The following is a 17,877-nucleotide window of genomic DNA, read 5'->3' on the forward strand; positions in this document are numbered from 1 at the left end:
GTTGACGAAAACCTCGCGGAAAACCGCACCGCGTAAGGCCTCGCTTCTCTTCGCTCAGTCACGTTGACTGCACGAAAGGGCGCAATTCTAGGCGGCTTCTTCGAACCGCGCAAGCGGTATTTTGCAGGCCTCGTCGCGGCCGTTAGCGGACGTCTCCGCGAACCGTGCGCGTCACGCGCTCGGCTCGGCTTACTGCGTGACGGAAGCGACTAGAATGGAGGGCTCATCGAATCCGACTAAATAAGCCCTATGCGCTCGCGAATCGCTAAACGCCTCCCCCCCGACGCCGACAAACTCGTCGGCCTGTCTCTCGCGCTATTCGCGTCCGGCAGCCGAATCGAAGACCGCTTCTGGGAAGCCAAGCTCGACACGCTGCTCGCGAAAATCGTCCGCAACGGCAATCAAACCACGCTCGACGCGGCACTCGACCACCTGCAGCAAAATCATCCCGATGCGTATGGCGCGCTCGCCGACATGGCCGAGACGCACAGCGAGTCTTTCGTCATCGAGCACGAAGGCACGCCCTACGAGGCACTCTTGGTCGCGGCCCCCGTATTGGCTTGGACCCGCTATATGATCCCCTCGGGCCCGCTCAAGGGCGATGCCGTGGATGCGCTGCGCACGCATTTGCAAGCGCACGTGCTCGCGGACGGCACGCGCGTGGCGCTCGCCCCCTTCCTCTATAGCATCGACCAACTGCCCCGCCATCACGTCGAAACGTACCGCCTCGCCCAGCAATTGATTCAAGCGGCGCTGAACGCAACCGCGGCGAAGATGAACTTCGGCGATCTGCCGGAGACATCGCCGATTCTGGCCGACCCGCGCTTTCTGCTGGCGGTCGTGGCCGCCCCGGTCGGCGCACCGCTGTTCCGCTGGCAAGAGGAAGAGAACGGTGCGCGCATCGAGCGCGGCCAATGCCTCGAGCAATGGGCCACGCAAGGCGGCGCCAATCTCTCCGCCGTGCTGCCCGGCTGCGAATTCGAGTGCCTATTGCCCGACGCCTATTACTCCGCCTGCCGCGACGCCGACGAGCGCGTGCGGCCCCATACCGTCCGCACAGCGATCCGTTACCTGTTCGATACCATCGGCGCGACGCCGCAGGACTTGCGCGCCGTCGTCGCGGGCTTCGGCGAACGGCGTATCGACGAGTACCGGGTGGGCTTCACGCGCCGCGGCAGCAACGACGTCATCTACGGCGTCGTGTGGCCGCTGTACGGCCGCGAAAACGGAGAGCTCGCGATCGACGAAGAGGCCGAAGATACCGGCGGCCCCCTCGAGGAAATCATCGCTCTGCTCAAGGAAGCGGGTGTGACCGACGTCCGTCGCCACGCGGGTCGCTTCGAACCCGAATACTGCGACGATTGCGGCGTCCCGCTCTACGCCGATCCGCTCGGCGAGATCGTTCACGCCGAAATGCCCGAAGACGCGGAACCCGCGCAGCCGCACTTCCACTGACCCGCCCCGCCTCGAGCCTCCTCTCGCCCCTTCCCCGCGGCTGCCTTCGCGGGGAAGGGGCGTCCTATGCCGTTCGGATAGCCGCGAGACCGTAAGGAATTTGTCATGATTGCGCGACGGCGCATCGTGGCCGCCGGCTCTCGTCCGGCGCTTTCCGCTGCGCTTTCCGTACCGACTACAAGGAGGTAAAACATGCGGTTCGCAGTTCTCAGTTCGGAAGCCGAACGGCGCGACGGGCTCAAGGCGCTGTTACGGCAAATCGACCGGCAAGCGCGGTTTTGCGAAGCACGCGACTGGATGCATGCGGGACGCGCGATGCGCCGCGTGCCAACGGAATTACTCGTCGTCGATTGGCAAGACGCCATGCGCGTGAGTGCCGTGCGCTCGCTCCGCGAGGACTACCCGCGGATACGGATAGCGGCCTTCATCGACGACATCGCCCCCGCACGCGTACGGGCGCTCGTCGATGCCGGTGTGCATGGCGTCATCGCTCGATCCACGAATCCCGTGCTCATTGTCCGCTTGCTCGAACTCGTGCTCGCGGGAGGACTTTACGCGCCGTTTCTTACCGAAGCCGACGATGAAGCGCACGCACCCACGCGTGGTGCCTTGCCCGCCCCGCTGCCCGCGCGCGAGTTCGCCACCGACTTAACGCGGCGCAAGCGCTTCGTGCCGACGCTTTCGCCTCGCCAAGAACAAATCATGCGCTGCGTCCATATGGGCAGCACCAACAAGATGATCGCGCGCACGCTCGGGATCAGCGAGGGAACGGTCAAGATCCATTTGGCCAGCATTTTCCAGCAATTGGGAGCACCGAACCGCGCCGCCGCCGTCGCGATCTACAACGGCTGGCTCACACCGCAACTCGAAGTCCTACGCAGCGAGGCGCAAGGCACACCGAAGCCGGTACTCGGGCGCGGCGGCCCGGTGCCGCTCAGACGGGCCGCGCCGTTCAAGTATCCGCTTTCGCGCCGGGATCTCCCGCTCGACCTGCCGCTTGCCGCGGAACCGGACGTACCGTTCGGCGGACCCGCCCCGGGCGCCGGCTGAAGCGCCGGCTGAAACCGCGCGGTGCGCCGCTTGCTAGGCAGTGAGCGGGGGGAAAGCGAATCGCGTCACATACGCTCTCCCCGTTTCGCAGCCCAACGAGTAATATGGACGCCATGGGCTTCCTCTATACGCCGCTTCCGCTATGGGTCGCAGTCGGTGGCTGGGCCGCAGCCGCAGTCGTGCTCGCGCTCGCCCTCGCGACACGCCCGTTCCGGCGCCTGCAAGATGGAACGCTCCAGCACGTCTGGCTCGCCGTCATCGTCGCCATCTCGGTTCTATGGGCGACGAACGCGTGGCTCGACGACGGTCCCGTCATGCATCTGCTCGGCGCCACGCTGCTCGTGACGCTGTTCGACTGGGCGCTCGCGCTCGTGGCGATGGCAGCCGTGTCGAGTATCGCGGCGGTCATATTCGACGCGGCTTGGCAAGGCGTTGCGCTCACGTTCCTTATCTACGGGGCGATGCCCGTAGGCATCTCGGCGCTGTTCCAACGCGCCTGCACGGCTTGGCTGCCGCGTAACTTGTTCGTTTTCATCTGCGCGCAGGGATTCGTCTCGCCGGCGATCGCCGTGACGTTCGCCGGCGTCGCCGCCGCGGCGGCCCATATTGCGCTCGCGCACGGGTCGGCTGCGGTCATCCCGATCGGCTATGCGTTCAGCGTGTTTTTGTTGGCCACCGGCGAAGCATGGTTCACCGGTATGTCCACAGCGCTCATCGCGGTCTACCGGCCTACCTGGGTCACGACGAACGACGTGCGTCGTTATCGGCTCGGCGGTCCGCGTACCTGACTGAAGATTCGTTAAACATCCGACGACAGCCGACGTACGCGGGCACCGAAGACGAGGCGCCCGCGCTGCGGCCACCGCGCCGTTGTGCCGCATCTCGCCGCGCTCGCACGCCAATTGTCAAAAATTATTCATCTCGACATTGAACTCCGTCACCGAGTGGGGCATCTTACGTGCCTGTGTCTCAATACTGCCTACCGGATGGATAGCTCCAAGTTTTCACGCCGCCTGCGGCAGCTCGCACGACTGTTGACGAGCGCGGCGATCTTCGCTCTGCCGATGATCGCCATGGCTCCCGCCCGCGCCGACTCGATCGATCAACGTAACGAGCTGATCGCCCACTTCGTGAACGATATGCATGCCGATCCGCTCGTTGCGGATTGCGCCGCTCATGGCAATTTCGTCGCGAGTACATCGACCGTCATCGATCACGTCGACTTCCCGCCCGAAGCGTTCGATTCGGCCCACGCGGAGATCAAACCGTGGAACCAACCGTTCGATCAAGGCAAACAGCGCATCACGGTGGACAACATCGTGACCGTGGAGGGCCAAGGTATTCCCCGCGAAACATCGCGCGCGCCTTATCCGCTGAGTTTTCGCTGCGGCTATGTAGGCACTCAGATGCTGGCATTCACGTGGAACGATCCGGTCCCGCCGCTCAAGGCCCACAACGAAGGCTCGTCGCGGAAAAAAGGCAAGCGCCGCCATGGCGGCCACGCCGCGGGCCACACGAGCGGTAACGCGGTCAAGCATTCGGCGAAGCAAAAGAAATCGTCGGCCAAATCGTCCGCGAAGCACTGACGCGAACCGCGACACGCAATGAATAGCGACGCCGAAGCATGGCGTCGCTGTGTGCGCTTCGGTCGGTTGCCCGAACGTTCGATGTAACCGGCGAACATGCCTACGGCCGCTGCGGGCCGGATCGTCGAGGGCCCAATGCGAAAGCAGGCGGCCTACACCCGCCTTCAGTCGAACGTTTCGATCTGACGCAATATCGCGCCGAGCATGGCCGCGCCCAGCGCCGCGCTACGCTCGCCGTTCCAGCCCACTCGCTCGTCGGGCAAGTTGGCGTTGTCCTTGAACGGCATCTCGAGCGTCAACGACAAACATCCGAACGTGTGGCCGATGTACTTCGAGGCCAGCTTCAGCGCATCTTCCTTGTACTTGGACGCTTCGTAGCCATGCTGGTCTTGAAAGTCGGGACTGGCTTGCTTGAACGCGTCGATGAACGCCTTTTGCTCGCGCGCTTGCCGTTCGGTGAAGCTCGGCAACATCTCGCTACCGGCCACGAACACGTAGGGCAACGCTTCGTCGCCGTGGATATCGAAGAACATGTCGCAGCCGTTCGCGTGAATCGCCGCGCGCACCCCGAACACCTCGGGGCTGCGCTGCGCATCGGGCTCGAGCCATTCGCGGTTCAAGTTCGCGCCGGCGGCGTTCGTGCGCAAATTGCCGCGCACGCTGCCGTCCGGGTTCATGTTGGGAACGATGTAAAAGACAGCGCGTTCGTACAACTTGCGCGCAACCGGGTCGCCCGCCCAGTCGCCCCATCCGGCCAAGCGTTTGACGAGCCCTTCGACGAACCACTCCGCCATCGTCTCGCCCGGGTGCTGGCGCGCGATGATCCACACCTTCTTCTTCGGCCGGGCCGCGTTCGGTCGGGCCGCGTTCGATTCGCTCTCCATCGCGTCAGGCGTGCCGAGCACGAGCAGCGACATCGGGCGGCCTTCCACCGTTCGTCCGAGTTCGACGAGCGTGGCCTGCGGCATCTGCTGAAGCGCGCCGAGAAACTCTGCGTGACGCTCCTCGCTATACGGCTCGAAGTACGCGTAATGGATCGCATCGAAATCGGGCGTGTGGTCGATCGTCAAGACGCGGCCGTCGTAGGCGGTCGGTACGCGGAACCAGTTGACGCGATCGTAGCTCGCCATCGCTTGATAGCCGTGCCAGCCTTGCGCGAACGCGCATTGCGCCGCGTTCTCGAACGTCATCACGCAACGCTCGCCGCGCGCGCCCGAGAGCCGGAAATAAAACCATTGAGCGAAATCGGCGTGGCTGTCGGGGCGGATACGCAGACGAATATCGTCGGCGCGTTCGCAAGACACCACCTCGATTGCGCCCGCATCGAAGTTGCTCGTGATCGAGAGGCTCATGGGAATTGTTTTATCCGTGGATGAACGATGAAGCGCCGAATCAGCTTGCGATGCGGCGGCGAAACACGAACGTCGCCTCGTTCGACGCCGCGGGATCGAACGCATAACCTTCGGCGGCGAAGTCCTTCAGCGCGTCGGGCGAATCGATACGGTTTTCGACCGCAAATCGCGCCATCAAGCCGCGCGCCCGCTTTGCGTGGAAACTGATGATCTTGTAGCGGCCGCCTTTCCAGTCCTCGAACACGGGCGTCACGACGCGCGCATCGAGTCGCGCCGGCCGCACCGATTTGAAATACTCGGTCGAGGCGCAATTGACGAGCACACGCTGCGCGCCCTTGTTGCGTTTCATTTGAGCATTGAGCGCCTCCGTGATGCGCTCGCCCCAAAATGCGTAGAGGTCCTTGCCGCGCGCGTTCGGCAACCGCGTACCCATCTCCAACCGGTAGGGCTGCAAGAGATCGAGCGGGCGCAACAAGCCGTACAGGCCGGACAAGACGCGCACATGCCGCTGCGCGTAGTCCAAATCCGCGGCCGCCAGCGTCCTCGCATCGAAGCCTTCGTAGACGTCGCCATTGAACGCGAGCACCGCTTGCTTGGCGTTGCCGGTATGAAACTGCGGCGACCAATCGGCGTAGCGCTGGAAATTCAGATGCGCCAGGGCGTCGGAAATATCCATCAGCGACGCGATCTGCTGCGGCGAATAGCGCCGCAATTCATCGATCAGTTGCGCGGCGTCGTCGACGAAATCGGGGATCGTATGTTTGGAGACGTGAGGGGGGGTCTCATAGTCGAGCGACTTGGCCGGAGACAAAACAATTATCATAAGGGCTCGCCGAAAGGCTCGCCGGCACGCGGTGCCGAGCGGTGGAAACGAAAACCCGATTGTAGCGAATGCCCTATCCCGATGCCGAAGGCGTCAACGCCGTGCCGCGCGTGGTGCTCGATTCCAATGTCTGGATCGATATCCTCGTTTTCGACGACCCGGCCACACGCCCCATTCTCGCCGCCCTCGAACGCGGCGATCTTTCCGCGATGATCGACTCGCGATGCCTCAACGAGTTGGCGCGCGTGCTCGACTATCCGCAGTTCGTCGCGCGGGCGGTCGATAAAAGCGCCGCGCTCGCTGCCGTCACGCGCCTGGCCGCGCTCGAACCGTCTCGGGCCGCGCCCGGCGACGGCGCGCCTCTGCCCAAGTGCCGGGACCGCGACGATCAGAAATTCCTGGAACTCGCCCAAGCGGTGAAAGCCGATTGGCTCGTCTCGAAAGACCGAGCGCTATTGAAGCTGAACAAGCGGACGAGCCGCGATTTCGGGTTTCGAATCTCCGAGCCGGCACCGTTCGCGGCGGCTTTGGCATTGCTCGGCGATGCCAAAGCCGGCTAGTTTCATGCTCGACCGTTTCCGTTTTTGCCATCGTCCTCGTCTGAATATCGCGCCATGAACGCTCCGCACGAATCCACTTGTCCGCCCTTTGCCCTCGCCTCGCGTCTGCCCAATGTCGGCACGACGATTTTCACGGTCATGAGCGCGCTCGCCGCGGAGCGCGGCGCCGTCAACCTCGGCCAAGGGTTTCCCGATTTCGACTGTGACGAGCGCATCGTCGAAGCCGTCTCGCGTGCGATGCGCGACGGCCACAATCAATATCCCCCGATGGCCGGCGTGCTGCCCCTGCGCGAGGCCATCGCGCGCAAGATCGAAGCGATTCACGGCCGCGCCTACGACCCGGAAACGGAAATTACGGTCACGGCCGGCGCCACGCAGGCGCTCTTGACGACGATCCTCGCCACGGTCCACCCGGGCGACGAAGTCGTCGTGCTCGAACCGACGTACGACAGTTACGTGCCGTCGATCGAATTGGCCGGCGGCAAGCCCGTCTTCGTCTCGCTCGAAGCCCCCGATTACGCGATCGACTTCGACAAACTCGCCCGCGCGATCACGCCGCGTACCCGCCTCGTGCTCATCAATACGCCGCACAATCCGACGGGCAGAGTCTGGCACGCGGCCGACATGCGGCGGCTCGAGGAGATCGTGCGCAATACGAATGTGCTGATTCTGTCCGACGAGGTCTATGAGCACATGGTCTATGACGGCGCGCCGCACGAGAGCGTGGCGCGCTACCCCGAACTGGCTCGGCGCAGCTTCGTCGTATCGAGCTTCGGCAAAACGTTTCACGTGACGGGGTGGAAGATCGGCTACGTGGCCGCGCCGGCCGCACTGATGGCCGAATTTCGCAAGGTCCATCAATTCAACGTCTTCACCGTAAATACGCCGATGCAGATGGGTCTGGCCGCCTACCTGGCCGACCCGGCGCCGTACCTCGAATTACCCGCGTTTTACCAGCGCAAGCGCGACTTCTTCCGCGCGGGGCTCGCGGGTACGCGCTTCAAGCTGCTGCCCTGCGAAGGGACGTACTTCCAATGCGTCGACTACTCGGCGATCAGCGATTTGCCCGAAGCCGAGTTCTCGAAGTGGCTGACGACCGAAATCGGCGTGGCCGCGATTCCGGTGTCCGCGTTCTATCATGAGCCGCACGAATCGGGCGTCGTCCGGTTTTGCTTCGCGAAGCGCGAGGCCACGCTCGCGACCGCGCTCGAGCGGCTCGCGCGTCTTTGATCGGCGACGATGCGCGCGCGCCGCTATGACCGCCGCGTGCATCGTGTCCCGGCGTGCGCTAGCTCAGGCGCGCTTGGCCGCCGAAGTCAGAGCCGCGGTCTCCGCCTTGCGGTCGGCCGCGATGCGTTGCGCGGCCGGATGCGTCTCCTCGATACGCTTGACGTACGACTTCCAATCGATGCCCGCCTCCTGCACCAGATCGCGGCCGAGCACGGTTTTCGTGGCCAGCGCGATCAGCGGCAGGCTCGCATAGCCGCAGATGTCGGCCAGCGTAAACGTCTCGCCGCGAAGGTACGGCGCGAACTTGGCGATTCGCTTGAAGCCCTCGAAATTGCGCGCGAGCGTGCGTTCGACGCGCGTGCGCGTCTCCTCGCTCGTCATGCGGCCGATGAGCATTTGCGGGTACAGTTCACGGGCGACGAGTTCCAAATGCAATTCGAGCACCGCCGCGAGCTGCCGAACCTTCGCGGCTTCGAACGGATCGGCCGGAAAAATGCCCTTCTCGGGATAGCGGGCGGCCAGATACTCGACGATGGCCTGCGATTCGCTGAGATCGCCTTCCTCGGTGCGGATGAACGGCACCTTGCCGATCGGCGAACAAGCAAGCGTGGCTTCGTCCGTAATCGGCAGCATCACCCGCACCTCTTCGAACGCGATACCGTGCTCGAGCAGGACGAATTTGACTTTGTTGTAGTAATTCGAAAACGCGATGCCGTGAAGTTGAATCATGCGTCTCTCCAAGCGAGGGTCGATGGCGGCGCCGGCCGACGTGTTCCTGTCGCACGGCGTCGCAATAATGGCCGCTTCAAATAAAACGACCGTGCTATTCTAAACGCACTTGCAAGATCGGAGCGGGACGTTGAACTCGAACCGAGCGTCGCGCGGCGCCGCGAGGAGCGACGCACCACCCGGCACAACCAAGGAGACATCATCATGAGCGCAGAGCTGCTCGCCTCGCGACCGCCCGAAAGCGAGTCGACCCTCGTTTTGACGCTGTCCAATCCGGGCGCGCGCAACGCCTTGCACCCCGATATGTATGCGGCCGGTATTCAGGCGCTCGAAACGGCCGAACGCGACCCGTCGATCCGAGCCATCGTGCTCATCGGCGCGGACGACTTTTTCTGCGCGGGCGGCAATTTGAACCGCCTGCTGGAAAACCGCGCGAAGGACCCGTCGGTGCAAGCGCAGAGTATCGATTTGCTCGCCCAATGGATACTCGCGCTGCGCACCTCGCGCAAACCGGTCATCGCCGCCGTGGCCGGTGCCGCGGCCGGCGCGGGTTTTTCGCTCGCGCTCGCGTGCGACCTGATCATCGCCGCCGACGACGCCAAGTTCGTCATGTCCTATGCGCGCGTGGGTTTGACGCCCGACGGCGGCGGCTCGTGGTTCCTCGCGCAAGCCCTGCCGCGCGCACTGGCGACGGAAATTTTGATGGAGGCCAAGCCGGTCTCGGCCGAGCGGCTCCATGCGCTCGGCGTCGTCAATCGCCTCGTCAAACAAGTTCAGCTTCGCGACGCGGCGATCGCGTGGGCCGACGAACTCGGACGCGGCTCGCCCAATGCGCAAGCCTGCGTCAAAGCGCTCGTCGCCTCGGCCGGGGCCCACTCGTTAGCCGATCATTTGACGCACGAGCGCGACGAGTTCATCGCCGCGCTGCATCACGCCGACGCGCTCGAAGGAATCACGGCATTCCTCGAAAAGCGCCCGGCGCGCTATCGCTGAGCGCACGCCATGACCGAGTTCAAGCTACCCGAGCGCCGCCGCATCTTCCTCATGCGCCATGGCGACGTCACGTACTTCGACGCGTCGGGCCGCGCCATCGATCCGGAAACGGTGCCGCTGAACGTACACGGCCTCGCGCAAGCGCGAGCGGCCGGCGAGGCGTTCGCCGCCGACGGCGTGCGCTTCGACCGCGTGATCGTGAGCGGCTTGCCGCGCACCTTGCAGACGGCGCAACAGGTCCTCGCCGCCACCGGACAGCATATCGAGATCGAGACTTGGCCCGAGTGGCAGGAGATCCGCGCGGGCCGTCTCGCCGATCTAGCGCCCGGCCAAGTCGAAGCCGCGTTTTTGAGCGCGTTCGACGGGGTGGTACCGGAGAGCACGCGCTTTCTCGGCGGGGAAACGATCGGCGAGCTGCTCGATCGCGTCTTGCCGCCGCTCGCGCGCTTGCGAGCCGACGAGAATTGGGACACCGCGCTGCTGGTGCTGCACGGCGGGGTCAACCGCGCGTTGCTCTCCCATGCGATCACGACCGGCGAGCGGGCGTTCTTCGGCCATCTCGCTCAAGCGACCGGCTGCATCAACGCGCTCGACGTCGGTGCCCGGCCGCGCGATTGGGTCGTACGCGCGATCAATTACGCACCGCCGACGCCGTTGTTTCGCGACGTCCGGCACACGACGATGGAATCGCTTTACTCGCAATACCTGCGCTGCCGGCGAGAGTGACGCCGGCAACGTCCTGAGTTTTCGCCGCTGCACCTTCGCAATCCGTTTTCGAAATCAACGTCAAGCGGGAGCCGCTAGATGGGAACGAACGAGTCGGCAGGACCGATCAGCAGCAACGAACAGGATTACTCGGCGTTCGTCGGCACGCGCGCCGTATCGGCAACGCACAGCTTCGACACCGCCGCGCTCGAACGATGGCTGCGCGAACACGTCGAAGGCTTCGCAGGGCCGCTTAGCGTCGAACAATTCGCCGGCGGCCAGTCGAACCCCACCTATAAACTCGTCACGCCCTCGCGCAGCTATGTCATGCGCGCGAAGCCCGGGCCTGCGGCCAAGTTGTTGCCGTCCGCTCATGCCGTCGATCGCGAATACCGGGTCATGGATGCGCTGTCGAAAACCGATGTACCCGTTGCGAAGATGCTGGCGCTGTGCGAGGACGAAGCGGTCGTCGGCCGGGCGTTCTACGTCATGGAGTACGTGGAGGGCCGCGTGCTTTGGGACCCTTCCCTTCCAGGCATGACGCCGGCCGAGCGCGCCGCGATCTACGATGAAATGAACCGCGTCATCGCCGCGCTGCATCGGGTCGATCCGAACGCGGCCGGCCTCGCCGACTACGGCAAGAGCGGCAACTATCTCGCCCGTCAGATTGCCCGCTGGAGCAAGCAATACGAGGCATCGGAGACCGAACCGATCGAAGCCATGCGGCGGTTGATCGAATGGTTGCCCGCGCATCTACCGTCCGACACCGGGGAACACGTGGCCGTCGTGCACGGAGACTATCGGCTCGACAACCTCATCTTCCATCCGAGCGAGCCGCGCATCCTCGCGGTGCTCGACTGGGAACTCTCGACGCTCGGCGACCCGATCGTCGATTTCGCCTATCACTGCATGGCTTGGCACGTCGACCCGGTCCGGTTCCGCGGCATCGCGGGCCTCGATTGGGCCATGCTCGGCATCCCCGACGAGCGCAGCTATGTCGAGCGTTATCGCGAACGTACCGGGTTTTCGCTTCCGGGCGACTGGAATTTCTACCTCGCCTTCAACATGTTCCGCATCGCCGCGATTTTGCAGGGCATCATGAAACGCGTCACGGTGGGTACGGCGGCGAGCGCGCAAGCGGTCGACGCGGGGCGCCGCGCGCGTCCGATGGCCGAGCTTGCGTGGTCGTACGCGTGCAAAGTGCGTTAGCGCAGCGGCTCGCGCCCATCGCCTGAGCGGTGTTCGCGCACAGGCAATCAACCGATCGAGCGGCATGGGGCACGTTGCCGCATCAACCGAGAACATCATGAATTTCGACTACACACCGAAGGTTCAAGCCTTGCGCGCGCGATTGCTCGAGTTCTTCGACGCACACATCTATCCGAACGAACGCATGTTCCTCGATGAAGTCGCGCGCAATCGCGCGGCGGGCAACGCATGGATACCCACCGAGATCGTGGAGACGTTGAAGCTGCGCGCGCAAGAGGCGGGGCTGTGGAATCTGTTTCTCCCGGACTCGACACGCGGCGCCGGGCTCACGAATCTCGAATACGCGCCGCTCGCCGAGATCATGGGGCGCGTGCCCTGGGCGCCCGAAGTGTTCAACTGCAACGCGCCCGATACGGGAAACATGGAGACGCTCGAACGCTACGGCTCCGAGGAGCACAAGCGCACTTGGCTCGAGCCCCTGCTCGAAGGAAAGATTCGTTCGGCGTTCTTGATGACCGAGCCCGAGGTGGCCTCCTCCGATGCGACGAACATCGAAACGCGCATCGAGCGCGACGGCGACACGTATGTCGTCAACGGCCGCAAATGGTGGTCCTCCGGCGCGGGCGATCCGCGCTGCAAGGTCTATATCGTGATGGGCAAGACCGACCCGCAAGCGCCGAAGCACGCTCAACAATCGATGATCCTCGTGCCGGCCGGCGCGCCGGGCATCACCGTGCACCGCCCTTTGCACGTGTTCGGTTACGACGACGCCCCGCACGGCCATATGGAAATCACGCTCGAGAACGTGCGCGTGCCCGCCTCGAATATCCTGCTCGGCGAGGGGCGCGGCTTCGAGATCGCGCAAGGCCGTTTGGGACCGGGCCGGATTCACCACTGCATGCGGTTGATCGGCCTAGCCGAGCGCGCGCTCGAGCTCATGTGCAAACGCACGTCCGAACGGATCGCATTCGGTAAGCCGATCGCAGCGCAGAGCGTCACGCAGGAACGTATCGCCGAGGCGCGCTGCCGGATCGAACAGGCACGGCTACTGACGCTGAAGACGGCCTACATGATGGATACGGTCGGCAACAAGGGCGCGCGCGGCGAGATCGCGATGATCAAGGTCGTCGCACCGAACATGGCCTGCGAGGTGATCGACTGGGCGATTCAGGCACACGGCGGCGGGGGCATGTGCGACGACTTTCCGCTCGCCTACGCATACACCTGCGCCCGCACGCTGCGCTTCGCGGACGGCCCCGACGAAGTACATCGCAACGCGATCGCCAAATTGGAGTTGGCCCGCCACGCATTGGCCGGGACACAGCGCGCGGGGTAACGGGAAGGCGCGCGCCGGGATGAGGGATGACGGCACGGGCGCCGCAATGCTTCCCCTTTCCCCAGACAAATCGGATAATTGCGCTGCCTTCAAGGCAAAGCAAATACATCACGCGTCACCTTAAAACCACACACCGAGAGACCTCCAAGTTTATGAAATACCTGCGCCCAGCCGTGGCCGCCGCATTGTCAGCCCTCGTGGCAACGCATGCCGCCGGAGCATTGAAAGACGAGAATCTCCTGCTCCCCGTGCCGAAATACTACAAGGTCGGCTATCAGGCCCACCACGACAACTTCGCTTTGACCGAAATGGTGCCCGAGGGCCAAACCGTGGAAAACTGGACCGAGATGATCACGACTCAGATCTACTCCGGCAGTCACATGACGTTCGACCAGTACCGCACCGACATGGTCAACCGCTGGCAAGACGCGTGCGACGACGCGCAGTCATACTCGCTGTCGAGCGGCACGGAAAACGGATATGACTATGAATGGTGGTTGCAGACGTGCCAATTCAAGGACGACACGCGCAAGCCGGAATTCACGTGGTTCAAAATGATCCGGGGCAATGACGCCGTCTACGTCGTGCAAAAGGCGTTTCATTTCCAGCCCACCAAGGAGGAGTCCGTCGAGCTCTCGAAATACATGAAGAAGATCCAGGTATGCGATACGCGGTTGGAAAACCGCGCTTGCCCGATGCGCTGATTGCATGGATCGATGCCCACACGGCCGTCACGGCTTTGCGCGCGCATCGGCAGAACGCAGCCATCTATGCTAGCTTCCACGTGGGCCGGCGCTGCTTGTCGCGGCGCCGGCAAGCACAAGGAGCTGCCATGATCGACGTCTATAGCTGGGCCACGCCGAACGGTCACAAGATTCATATCATGCTCGAGGAAACGGGCCTCGAATATCGCGTCCATCCGATCGATATCGGTGCGGGCGATCAATTCAAGCCGGAGTTTCTCGCGATCAGCCCGAACAACAAGATTCCTGCGATCGTCGATAGCGACGGCCCCGGCGGTCAATCGCTTTCGTTGTTTGAATCGGGCGCCATTCTCGTTTATTTGGCCGAGAAGACCGGCAAGTTCTTGCCGACCGAACCCGCGGCGCGGTATGCCACGCTGCAATGGCTGATGTTCCAAATGGGTGGACTCGGACCGATGCTCGGCCAGACACATCATTTCCGCGTCTACGCACCGCAACAAATCGAATACGCGGTCAATCGCTATACGAACGAGGCGAAGCGCTTGTACGGCGTCATGGATAAACAGCTCTCGCACTCGGCCTACCTTGCCGGCGACGAATACACGATCGCCGATATCGCGGCATTTCCGTGGACCCGCTCGTGGCAAAACCAAGGCATCGATCTGGCCGATTACCCCAACGTGAAGCGTTGGCACGAGGCGATCGCGGCCCGGCCGGCGGTACAGCGCGGTGTGGAAGTATTGGCATCGGCACGACGCGCGCTCACCGACGACAAGGCAAGAGACATCCTTTTCGGCGCGACGCAGTACGCCAAGCACTGAGCGGATCGGCACCGGACGACGGCGCGGGAGCCCTAGGTTAGAACAACTTAAGGAGTCTCTTATTCCGTTTCAGCCGCGCCCGCAGCTCGGCCTTGAGCGCCGGTTGCAATGCGAGCCCGGGGTCCTCGTTGATTCGTTGTTTCAAATACCTCAAACGACTCCGGTAGCCGCGCACATTCTCCGCACGGCGCTCGAGTTCCGCGGCGCGCCGTGCCCGCAATTGGCGCCAGTCGCTACCGCTCGAGAAAAATGCCGTAATCAAGCTGCCGACGCCTGGCAGCCTGGGTTCCCCCGGCCGCGGCCCCCCATGAATGCGCAGCATTTCCTCGCCCATATCTTCGCGCAACTCGGACAGGCCCCTATCGATCAGATGGTAGACCGGAGGGACGCGAACGGGTCGAGCACTAGGAAGCGGTCGCCTCTGCGGCAGTTCGGGCGCGAACAACGAATGCGGATCGGTGGGCATATAGGGAGGGGGCGGCTCTGAACGGCTCTCCGCTTCCCCGTACGGAGGCGGAGGTCCCATCTCGTACGCCGGCAGCCCGCGCCTGCTCGTGTGTACGACGGCGATGGGCGCATCCTGCGCCGGCTCCCGGGCCGTCGCGTCGAGCTCGCCCGCGCCTCTACTAAGAGGGCGTGTCAGCACGCCCTGCCGGATATGCCCCGTTGGATCGCGGTGATTGACCGGGTCATCGCTGCAATAGACGTACGAATTGGGTCCACCGCCATCGAACGGACTGAGCTCATCCGCGGCATTGAACCGCATCAGAGTCGGCAGGTACCACCGATAGCCGTTGCCCAGGGGATAGCCGCGCGTGAGCGGGTCCTCGAACGCGCCCGTGAAACCGATGAAAAGTGGATCGCTCATCTTTCGTCTAGTCGCAGGAAGTCGCATTCAGCGTACAGCCGAGCATGACCGCGCGCGCTGATAAGACTAAGAGGAACGACTGCCAGAAGAGCCGATCGCCGGTTCGATCGCAACGTCGTCCCACATGTTGCATAACCGACGAATCCGCTGGAGACCATCGCGAGAAGGCCGACGGATGCAGCCTGGCGTGACTAGCCCGTTCGCGCGGGCCGGAAATCACTCAAAAATAATGCCGCGTAACGAATTGCGCGACGCATGCGGGCTTGCTTCCACCCTCGGCTTCGACCGTGATGTCCCATGTCACTTGTATCGCGTCGTCGGCCACATCGGCCACCTCGGCCACCGCGAACGATGCCCGCAGGCGCGCGCCGACGGGCACCGGCGCCGGAAACCGAACGCGATTGAGGCCGTAATTCACGCCCATTCGTTGCTCGAGGTGAACAGTCCGCGCGAGAAGCGCGGGCACGAGAGAGAGCGTCAAGAAGCCGTGTGCAACGGCGCCGCCGAACGGCGACTCGCGCAGGGCGCGCTCCGGGTCGACGTGAATCCATTGGTGATCGCCGGTCGCGTCGGCGAATCGATCGACACGGCTCTGATCGACTTGCACCCAATCGCTGACGAGCGGTTCGGCCCCGATGCGCGCGCGCAGCGTCGCCGCATCGGCCACTCGAACCGGCGTCGCGCTCGTCTTCAAAGCCGACGCGCCGGTCACGCAGACGCCCCTTCCGTTCCTTGCGGATGCCGCAGCCCAAACAGCACGTTCGCACGCACGGTGATGACCGTATCGCCGGCTTGGTCTATCCCTTCCCACAGGGTCGTGACGATCCCGCGGTCGGGCAGGCTCTTCGACACGCGCTTCGCGAGCACCGAGTTGAACATGCGCAGGGCATCACCGGGCCGCACGGGCTTCAGCCATCGGATTTCCTCGACGCCGGGCGAGCCGAGCGAGGTCGATCCGTTGAGCACGTTGCGCACGAGCATGCCCATCATGACCGAGCACGTATGCCAGCCGCTCGCGATCAAGCCGCCGAACGGCGAGGCTTGGGCGGCTGCATCGTCGACATGAAAAGGCTGGGGATCGAAGCGCTCCGCAAATTCGAGGATTTCCTCGACGGTAAAGATGTGAGTACCCACTTCCTCACGCGATCCGACTTCCAAATCCTCGTAGCTGATGCCCATGCGGCGCTTTCCCTATTGAAGCGACTCTTTCGGCACGCAAGCGCTGGGAAGCGCCATGACGTCGATGCCTTCGTCGACAAGCGCACGCGCGTCCTCGGGCGTCGTCACACCCCGGATGCTGCGCGCGGGCGCTTCGTTGTAATGAATACGGCGCGCTTCCTCGGCGAAGCGGTCGCCGACGTTTTCAGCCTTCCCTACCACCTCGCGCAACATCCGCAGCGCCATGGCCTCGAATTCGCGCGCATGCTCGGGCGCCGCGGGCGCCGCCGAGCCCTTGCCCTCGCGCGCCGCCGGCGCGTCGTCTTGCCGCGCGCGCGTCGCACCCGAGAGATTCAAGCGCGGCGCCGACGGCATACGGCTCACCTCGGTCGCGGCGCAAATCGGACATTCGATCAATTTGCGCGACAACTGAGATTCGAAGTCACCGTCGGAGGCAAACCACCCCTCGAAACGATGGCCATGCGGACATTGGAGATCGAGAACCTTCATGCTGAACGAAAAACGAAGTACGCCTAGGGCCGCTCGCACCAAGGGCCGAAGCGTCGGGATGAACGGGCCCTAGTGTAGCGCAAACGGGGTGAACGGTCGTTCGCCCCGTTTGCCGAGTCTACGCGCTTTGCGCGGCGACGGAGCCGGGCATGGCGGGGAACGGCGGCTCCCGGCGATCGGGCTGCCATGCGCCCGAGAGCACTTTTTCGAGCCAAAAGTGGCCGATGATCGTCTTGACGTCGGTGATCTCGCCGCTGCGAATCCACTCGCCCACCCGCGCCGGATCGGCCGTGAACACTTCGAGAAACTCGCCTTCGTCCAACTGTTGCTCGCCCTGCGTCAAGCCGCGCGCCAGAAAGATGTCGATGAATTCGGTCGAATACGAAATGATCGGATGGATGCGCGTGAGGAACGTGTATTCGCGCGCCGAGTAGCCCGTTTCTTCGCGCAGCTCCCGCTGCGCGCACGCCAGCGCACCCTCGTCCGGGTCCAGTTTGCCGGCGGGAAACTCGATCATCACCCGGCCGATCGGATAGCGGTACTGGCGCTCGAGCAGCACGCGGCCATCGTCGAACAGCGCAATGACCATCACGGCGCCCGAATGGACGACGTATTCGCGCGTCGTCTCCTTGCCGTCGGGCAAGCGCACGATGTCGCGTTTGACTGTGAGGAAATTACCGCCGTAGACGGTGTTGCCGTCGATGCGCGTCTCAACTAGCGACGCGTCGGGATGCGGATCGTTCGAATCGGACGGATGGGCCATCGGCAACACTCCTGCAAGGAGCCGC

The 17,877-nt window shown here is 63.8% G+C and carries 20 protein-coding genes; 12 read left to right on the top strand and 8 right to left on the bottom strand.

Going from position 1 to position 17,877, the window contains the following annotated elements; genetic code table 11:
* The first annotated feature begins 249 nt into the window (after positions 1 to 249).
* The 4 genes from C0Z18_RS15335 to C0Z18_RS15350 all read left to right on the top strand — a co-directional run bounded on the left by C0Z18_RS15335 (position 250) and on the right by C0Z18_RS15350 (position 4,091).
* Positions 250 to 1,455, top strand: a complete 1,206-nt coding sequence (locus C0Z18_RS15335; RefSeq protein ID WP_102646276.1) for a DUF2863 family protein — start codon at positions 250 to 252, stop codon at positions 1,453 to 1,455.
* A gap of 192 nt (positions 1,456 to 1,647) precedes the next feature.
* Positions 1,648 to 2,505: a helix-turn-helix transcriptional regulator gene (locus C0Z18_RS15340; RefSeq protein WP_102646277.1), complete on the top strand. Its 858-nt coding sequence runs from the start codon at positions 1,648 to 1,650 to the stop codon at positions 2,503 to 2,505.
* A 113-nt stretch (positions 2,506 to 2,618) separates the two neighbouring features.
* Positions 2,619 to 3,293, top strand: coding sequence for an energy-coupling factor ABC transporter permease (locus C0Z18_RS15345; protein WP_102646419.1), 675 nt, complete (start codon positions 2,619 to 2,621; stop codon positions 3,291 to 3,293).
* 198 nt (positions 3,294 to 3,491) lie between these two features.
* The gene (locus C0Z18_RS15350; protein WP_102646278.1) at positions 3,492 to 4,091 is read left to right on the top strand and encodes a BspC domain-containing protein; all 600 of its coding nucleotides are present in this window, start codon (positions 3,492 to 3,494) and stop codon (positions 4,089 to 4,091) included.
* 164 nt (positions 4,092 to 4,255) lie between these two features.
* Here C0Z18_RS15350 and C0Z18_RS15355 read toward each other — a convergent pair whose 3' ends face one another.
* Positions 4,256 to 5,443, bottom strand: coding sequence for a M14 family metallopeptidase (locus C0Z18_RS15355; protein WP_102646279.1), 1,188 nt, complete (start codon positions 5,441 to 5,443; stop codon positions 4,256 to 4,258).
* A gap of 40 nt (positions 5,444 to 5,483) precedes the next feature.
* The gene (gene yaaA, locus C0Z18_RS15360; protein WP_102646280.1) at positions 5,484 to 6,266 is read right to left on the bottom strand and encodes a peroxide stress protein YaaA; all 783 of its coding nucleotides are present in this window, start codon (positions 6,264 to 6,266) and stop codon (positions 5,484 to 5,486) included.
* A gap of 68 nt (positions 6,267 to 6,334) precedes the next feature.
* Here yaaA and C0Z18_RS15365 point away from each other — a divergent pair, with 68 nt between their 5' ends.
* Together C0Z18_RS15365 and C0Z18_RS15370 are read left to right on the top strand one after the other, a co-directional pair.
* A complete protein-coding gene (locus tag C0Z18_RS15365; protein WP_102646281.1) occupies positions 6,335 to 6,826 on the top strand; it encodes a putative toxin-antitoxin system toxin component, PIN family in 492 nt (163 codons plus the stop codon).
* Between the two features lie 54 nt (positions 6,827 to 6,880).
* The gene (locus C0Z18_RS15370; RefSeq protein ID WP_102646282.1) at positions 6,881 to 8,056 is read left to right on the top strand and encodes a pyridoxal phosphate-dependent aminotransferase; all 1,176 of its coding nucleotides are present in this window, start codon (positions 6,881 to 6,883) and stop codon (positions 8,054 to 8,056) included.
* Between the two features lie 63 nt (positions 8,057 to 8,119).
* Here C0Z18_RS15370 and C0Z18_RS15375 read toward each other — a convergent pair whose 3' ends face one another.
* Positions 8,120 to 8,785, bottom strand: a complete 666-nt coding sequence (locus C0Z18_RS15375) for a glutathione S-transferase family protein (protein ID WP_102646283.1) — start codon at positions 8,783 to 8,785, stop codon at positions 8,120 to 8,122.
* A 204-nt stretch (positions 8,786 to 8,989) separates the two neighbouring features.
* Between C0Z18_RS15375 and C0Z18_RS15380 the strand changes: the two genes are divergently transcribed.
* From C0Z18_RS15380 to C0Z18_RS15405, 6 genes are all read left to right on the top strand, one after another.
* Entirely contained in the window at positions 8,990 to 9,778 is a 789-nt protein-coding gene (locus tag C0Z18_RS15380) for an oxepin-CoA hydrolase, alternative type (protein WP_102646284.1), read from the top strand.
* A 9-nt stretch (positions 9,779 to 9,787) separates the two neighbouring features.
* Positions 9,788 to 10,504 carry a histidine phosphatase family protein gene (locus C0Z18_RS15385; protein ID WP_102646285.1) on the top strand — a complete coding sequence of 239 codons (717 nt, stop codon included), beginning with the start codon at positions 9,788 to 9,790 and terminating at the stop codon, positions 10,502 to 10,504.
* 78 nt (positions 10,505 to 10,582) lie between these two features.
* Complete coding sequence (locus C0Z18_RS15390) at positions 10,583 to 11,692, top strand: phosphotransferase (protein ID WP_102646286.1); 1,110 nt, start codon at positions 10,583 to 10,585, stop codon at positions 11,690 to 11,692.
* A 97-nt stretch (positions 11,693 to 11,789) separates the two neighbouring features.
* The gene (locus C0Z18_RS15395) at positions 11,790 to 13,028 is read left to right on the top strand and encodes an acyl-CoA dehydrogenase family protein (RefSeq protein ID WP_102646420.1); all 1,239 of its coding nucleotides are present in this window, start codon (positions 11,790 to 11,792) and stop codon (positions 13,026 to 13,028) included.
* Between the two features lie 152 nt (positions 13,029 to 13,180).
* Entirely contained in the window at positions 13,181 to 13,732 is a 552-nt protein-coding gene (locus C0Z18_RS15400) for a hypothetical protein (protein ID WP_146014018.1), read from the top strand.
* Positions 13,733 to 13,860: 128 nt separating this feature from the next.
* On the top strand, positions 13,861 to 14,553 hold the full coding sequence (locus tag C0Z18_RS15405) for a glutathione binding-like protein (RefSeq protein WP_102646421.1): 693 nt from the start codon (positions 13,861 to 13,863) through the stop codon (positions 14,551 to 14,553).
* Positions 14,554 to 14,590: 37 nt separating this feature from the next.
* Here C0Z18_RS15405 and C0Z18_RS15410 read toward each other — a convergent pair whose 3' ends face one another.
* The 5 genes from C0Z18_RS15410 to C0Z18_RS15430 all read right to left on the bottom strand — a co-directional run bounded on the left by C0Z18_RS15410 (position 14,591) and on the right by C0Z18_RS15430 (position 17,852).
* A complete protein-coding gene (locus tag C0Z18_RS15410) occupies positions 14,591 to 15,421 on the bottom strand; it encodes an RHS repeat-associated core domain-containing protein (protein ID WP_199189458.1) in 831 nt (276 codons plus the stop codon).
* Positions 15,422 to 15,641: 220 nt separating this feature from the next.
* Positions 15,642 to 16,115 carry a MaoC family dehydratase gene (locus C0Z18_RS15415; protein WP_408647019.1) on the bottom strand — a complete coding sequence of 158 codons (474 nt, stop codon included), beginning with the start codon at positions 16,113 to 16,115 and terminating at the stop codon, positions 15,642 to 15,644.
* Positions 16,116 to 16,129: 14 nt separating this feature from the next.
* Positions 16,130 to 16,600 (bottom strand): MaoC family dehydratase, encoded by a 471-nt coding sequence (locus C0Z18_RS15420; RefSeq protein ID WP_102646290.1) that lies wholly within the window; start codon positions 16,598 to 16,600, stop codon positions 16,130 to 16,132.
* Positions 16,601 to 16,612: 12 nt separating this feature from the next.
* A complete protein-coding gene (locus tag C0Z18_RS15425; RefSeq protein WP_102646291.1) occupies positions 16,613 to 17,089 on the bottom strand; it encodes a DUF1178 family protein in 477 nt (158 codons plus the stop codon).
* Positions 17,090 to 17,207: 118 nt separating this feature from the next.
* Complete coding sequence (locus C0Z18_RS15430) at positions 17,208 to 17,852, bottom strand: NUDIX domain-containing protein (protein ID WP_102646292.1); 645 nt, start codon at positions 17,850 to 17,852, stop codon at positions 17,208 to 17,210.
* Positions 17,853 to 17,877: the final 25 nt, after the last annotated feature.

This window comes from Trinickia dabaoshanensis (genome assembly GCF_002879885.1).
Lineage (GTDB): Bacteria > Pseudomonadota > Gammaproteobacteria > Burkholderiales > Burkholderiaceae > Trinickia > Trinickia dabaoshanensis.

Coding starts and splice junctions, on each gene's coding strand:
- C0Z18_RS15335 (WP_102646276.1), top strand. CDS start 250: ATGCGCTCGCGAATCGCTAAACGCCTCCCCCCCGACGCCGACAAACTC.
- C0Z18_RS15340 (WP_102646277.1), top strand. CDS start 1,648: ATGCGGTTCGCAGTTCTCAGTTCGGAAGCCGAACGGCGCGACGGGCTC.
- C0Z18_RS15345 (WP_102646419.1), top strand. CDS start 2,619: ATGGGCTTCCTCTATACGCCGCTTCCGCTATGGGTCGCAGTCGGTGGC.
- C0Z18_RS15350 (WP_102646278.1), top strand. CDS start 3,492: ATGGATAGCTCCAAGTTTTCACGCCGCCTGCGGCAGCTCGCACGACTG.
- C0Z18_RS15355 (WP_102646279.1), bottom strand. CDS start 5,443: ATGAGCCTCTCGATCACGAGCAACTTCGATGCGGGCGCAATCGAGGTG.
- yaaA (WP_102646280.1), bottom strand. CDS start 6,266: ATGATAATTGTTTTGTCTCCGGCCAAGTCGCTCGACTATGAGACCCCC.
- C0Z18_RS15365 (WP_102646281.1), top strand. CDS start 6,335: ATGCCCTATCCCGATGCCGAAGGCGTCAACGCCGTGCCGCGCGTGGTG.
- C0Z18_RS15370 (WP_102646282.1), top strand. CDS start 6,881: ATGAACGCTCCGCACGAATCCACTTGTCCGCCCTTTGCCCTCGCCTCG.
- C0Z18_RS15375 (WP_102646283.1), bottom strand. CDS start 8,785: ATGATTCAACTTCACGGCATCGCGTTTTCGAATTACTACAACAAAGTC.
- C0Z18_RS15380 (WP_102646284.1), top strand. CDS start 8,990: ATGAGCGCAGAGCTGCTCGCCTCGCGACCGCCCGAAAGCGAGTCGACC.
- C0Z18_RS15385 (WP_102646285.1), top strand. CDS start 9,788: ATGACCGAGTTCAAGCTACCCGAGCGCCGCCGCATCTTCCTCATGCGC.
- C0Z18_RS15390 (WP_102646286.1), top strand. CDS start 10,583: ATGGGAACGAACGAGTCGGCAGGACCGATCAGCAGCAACGAACAGGAT.
- C0Z18_RS15395 (WP_102646420.1), top strand. CDS start 11,790: ATGAATTTCGACTACACACCGAAGGTTCAAGCCTTGCGCGCGCGATTG.
- C0Z18_RS15400 (WP_146014018.1), top strand. CDS start 13,181: ATGAAATACCTGCGCCCAGCCGTGGCCGCCGCATTGTCAGCCCTCGTG.
- C0Z18_RS15405 (WP_102646421.1), top strand. CDS start 13,861: ATGATCGACGTCTATAGCTGGGCCACGCCGAACGGTCACAAGATTCAT.
- C0Z18_RS15410 (WP_199189458.1), bottom strand. CDS start 15,421: ATGAGCGATCCACTTTTCATCGGTTTCACGGGCGCGTTCGAGGACCCG.
- C0Z18_RS15420 (WP_102646290.1), bottom strand. CDS start 16,600: ATGGGCATCAGCTACGAGGATTTGGAAGTCGGATCGCGTGAGGAAGTG.
- C0Z18_RS15425 (WP_102646291.1), bottom strand. CDS start 17,089: ATGAAGGTTCTCGATCTCCAATGTCCGCATGGCCATCGTTTCGAGGGG.
- C0Z18_RS15430 (WP_102646292.1), bottom strand. CDS start 17,852: ATGGCCCATCCGTCCGATTCGAACGATCCGCATCCCGACGCGTCGCTA.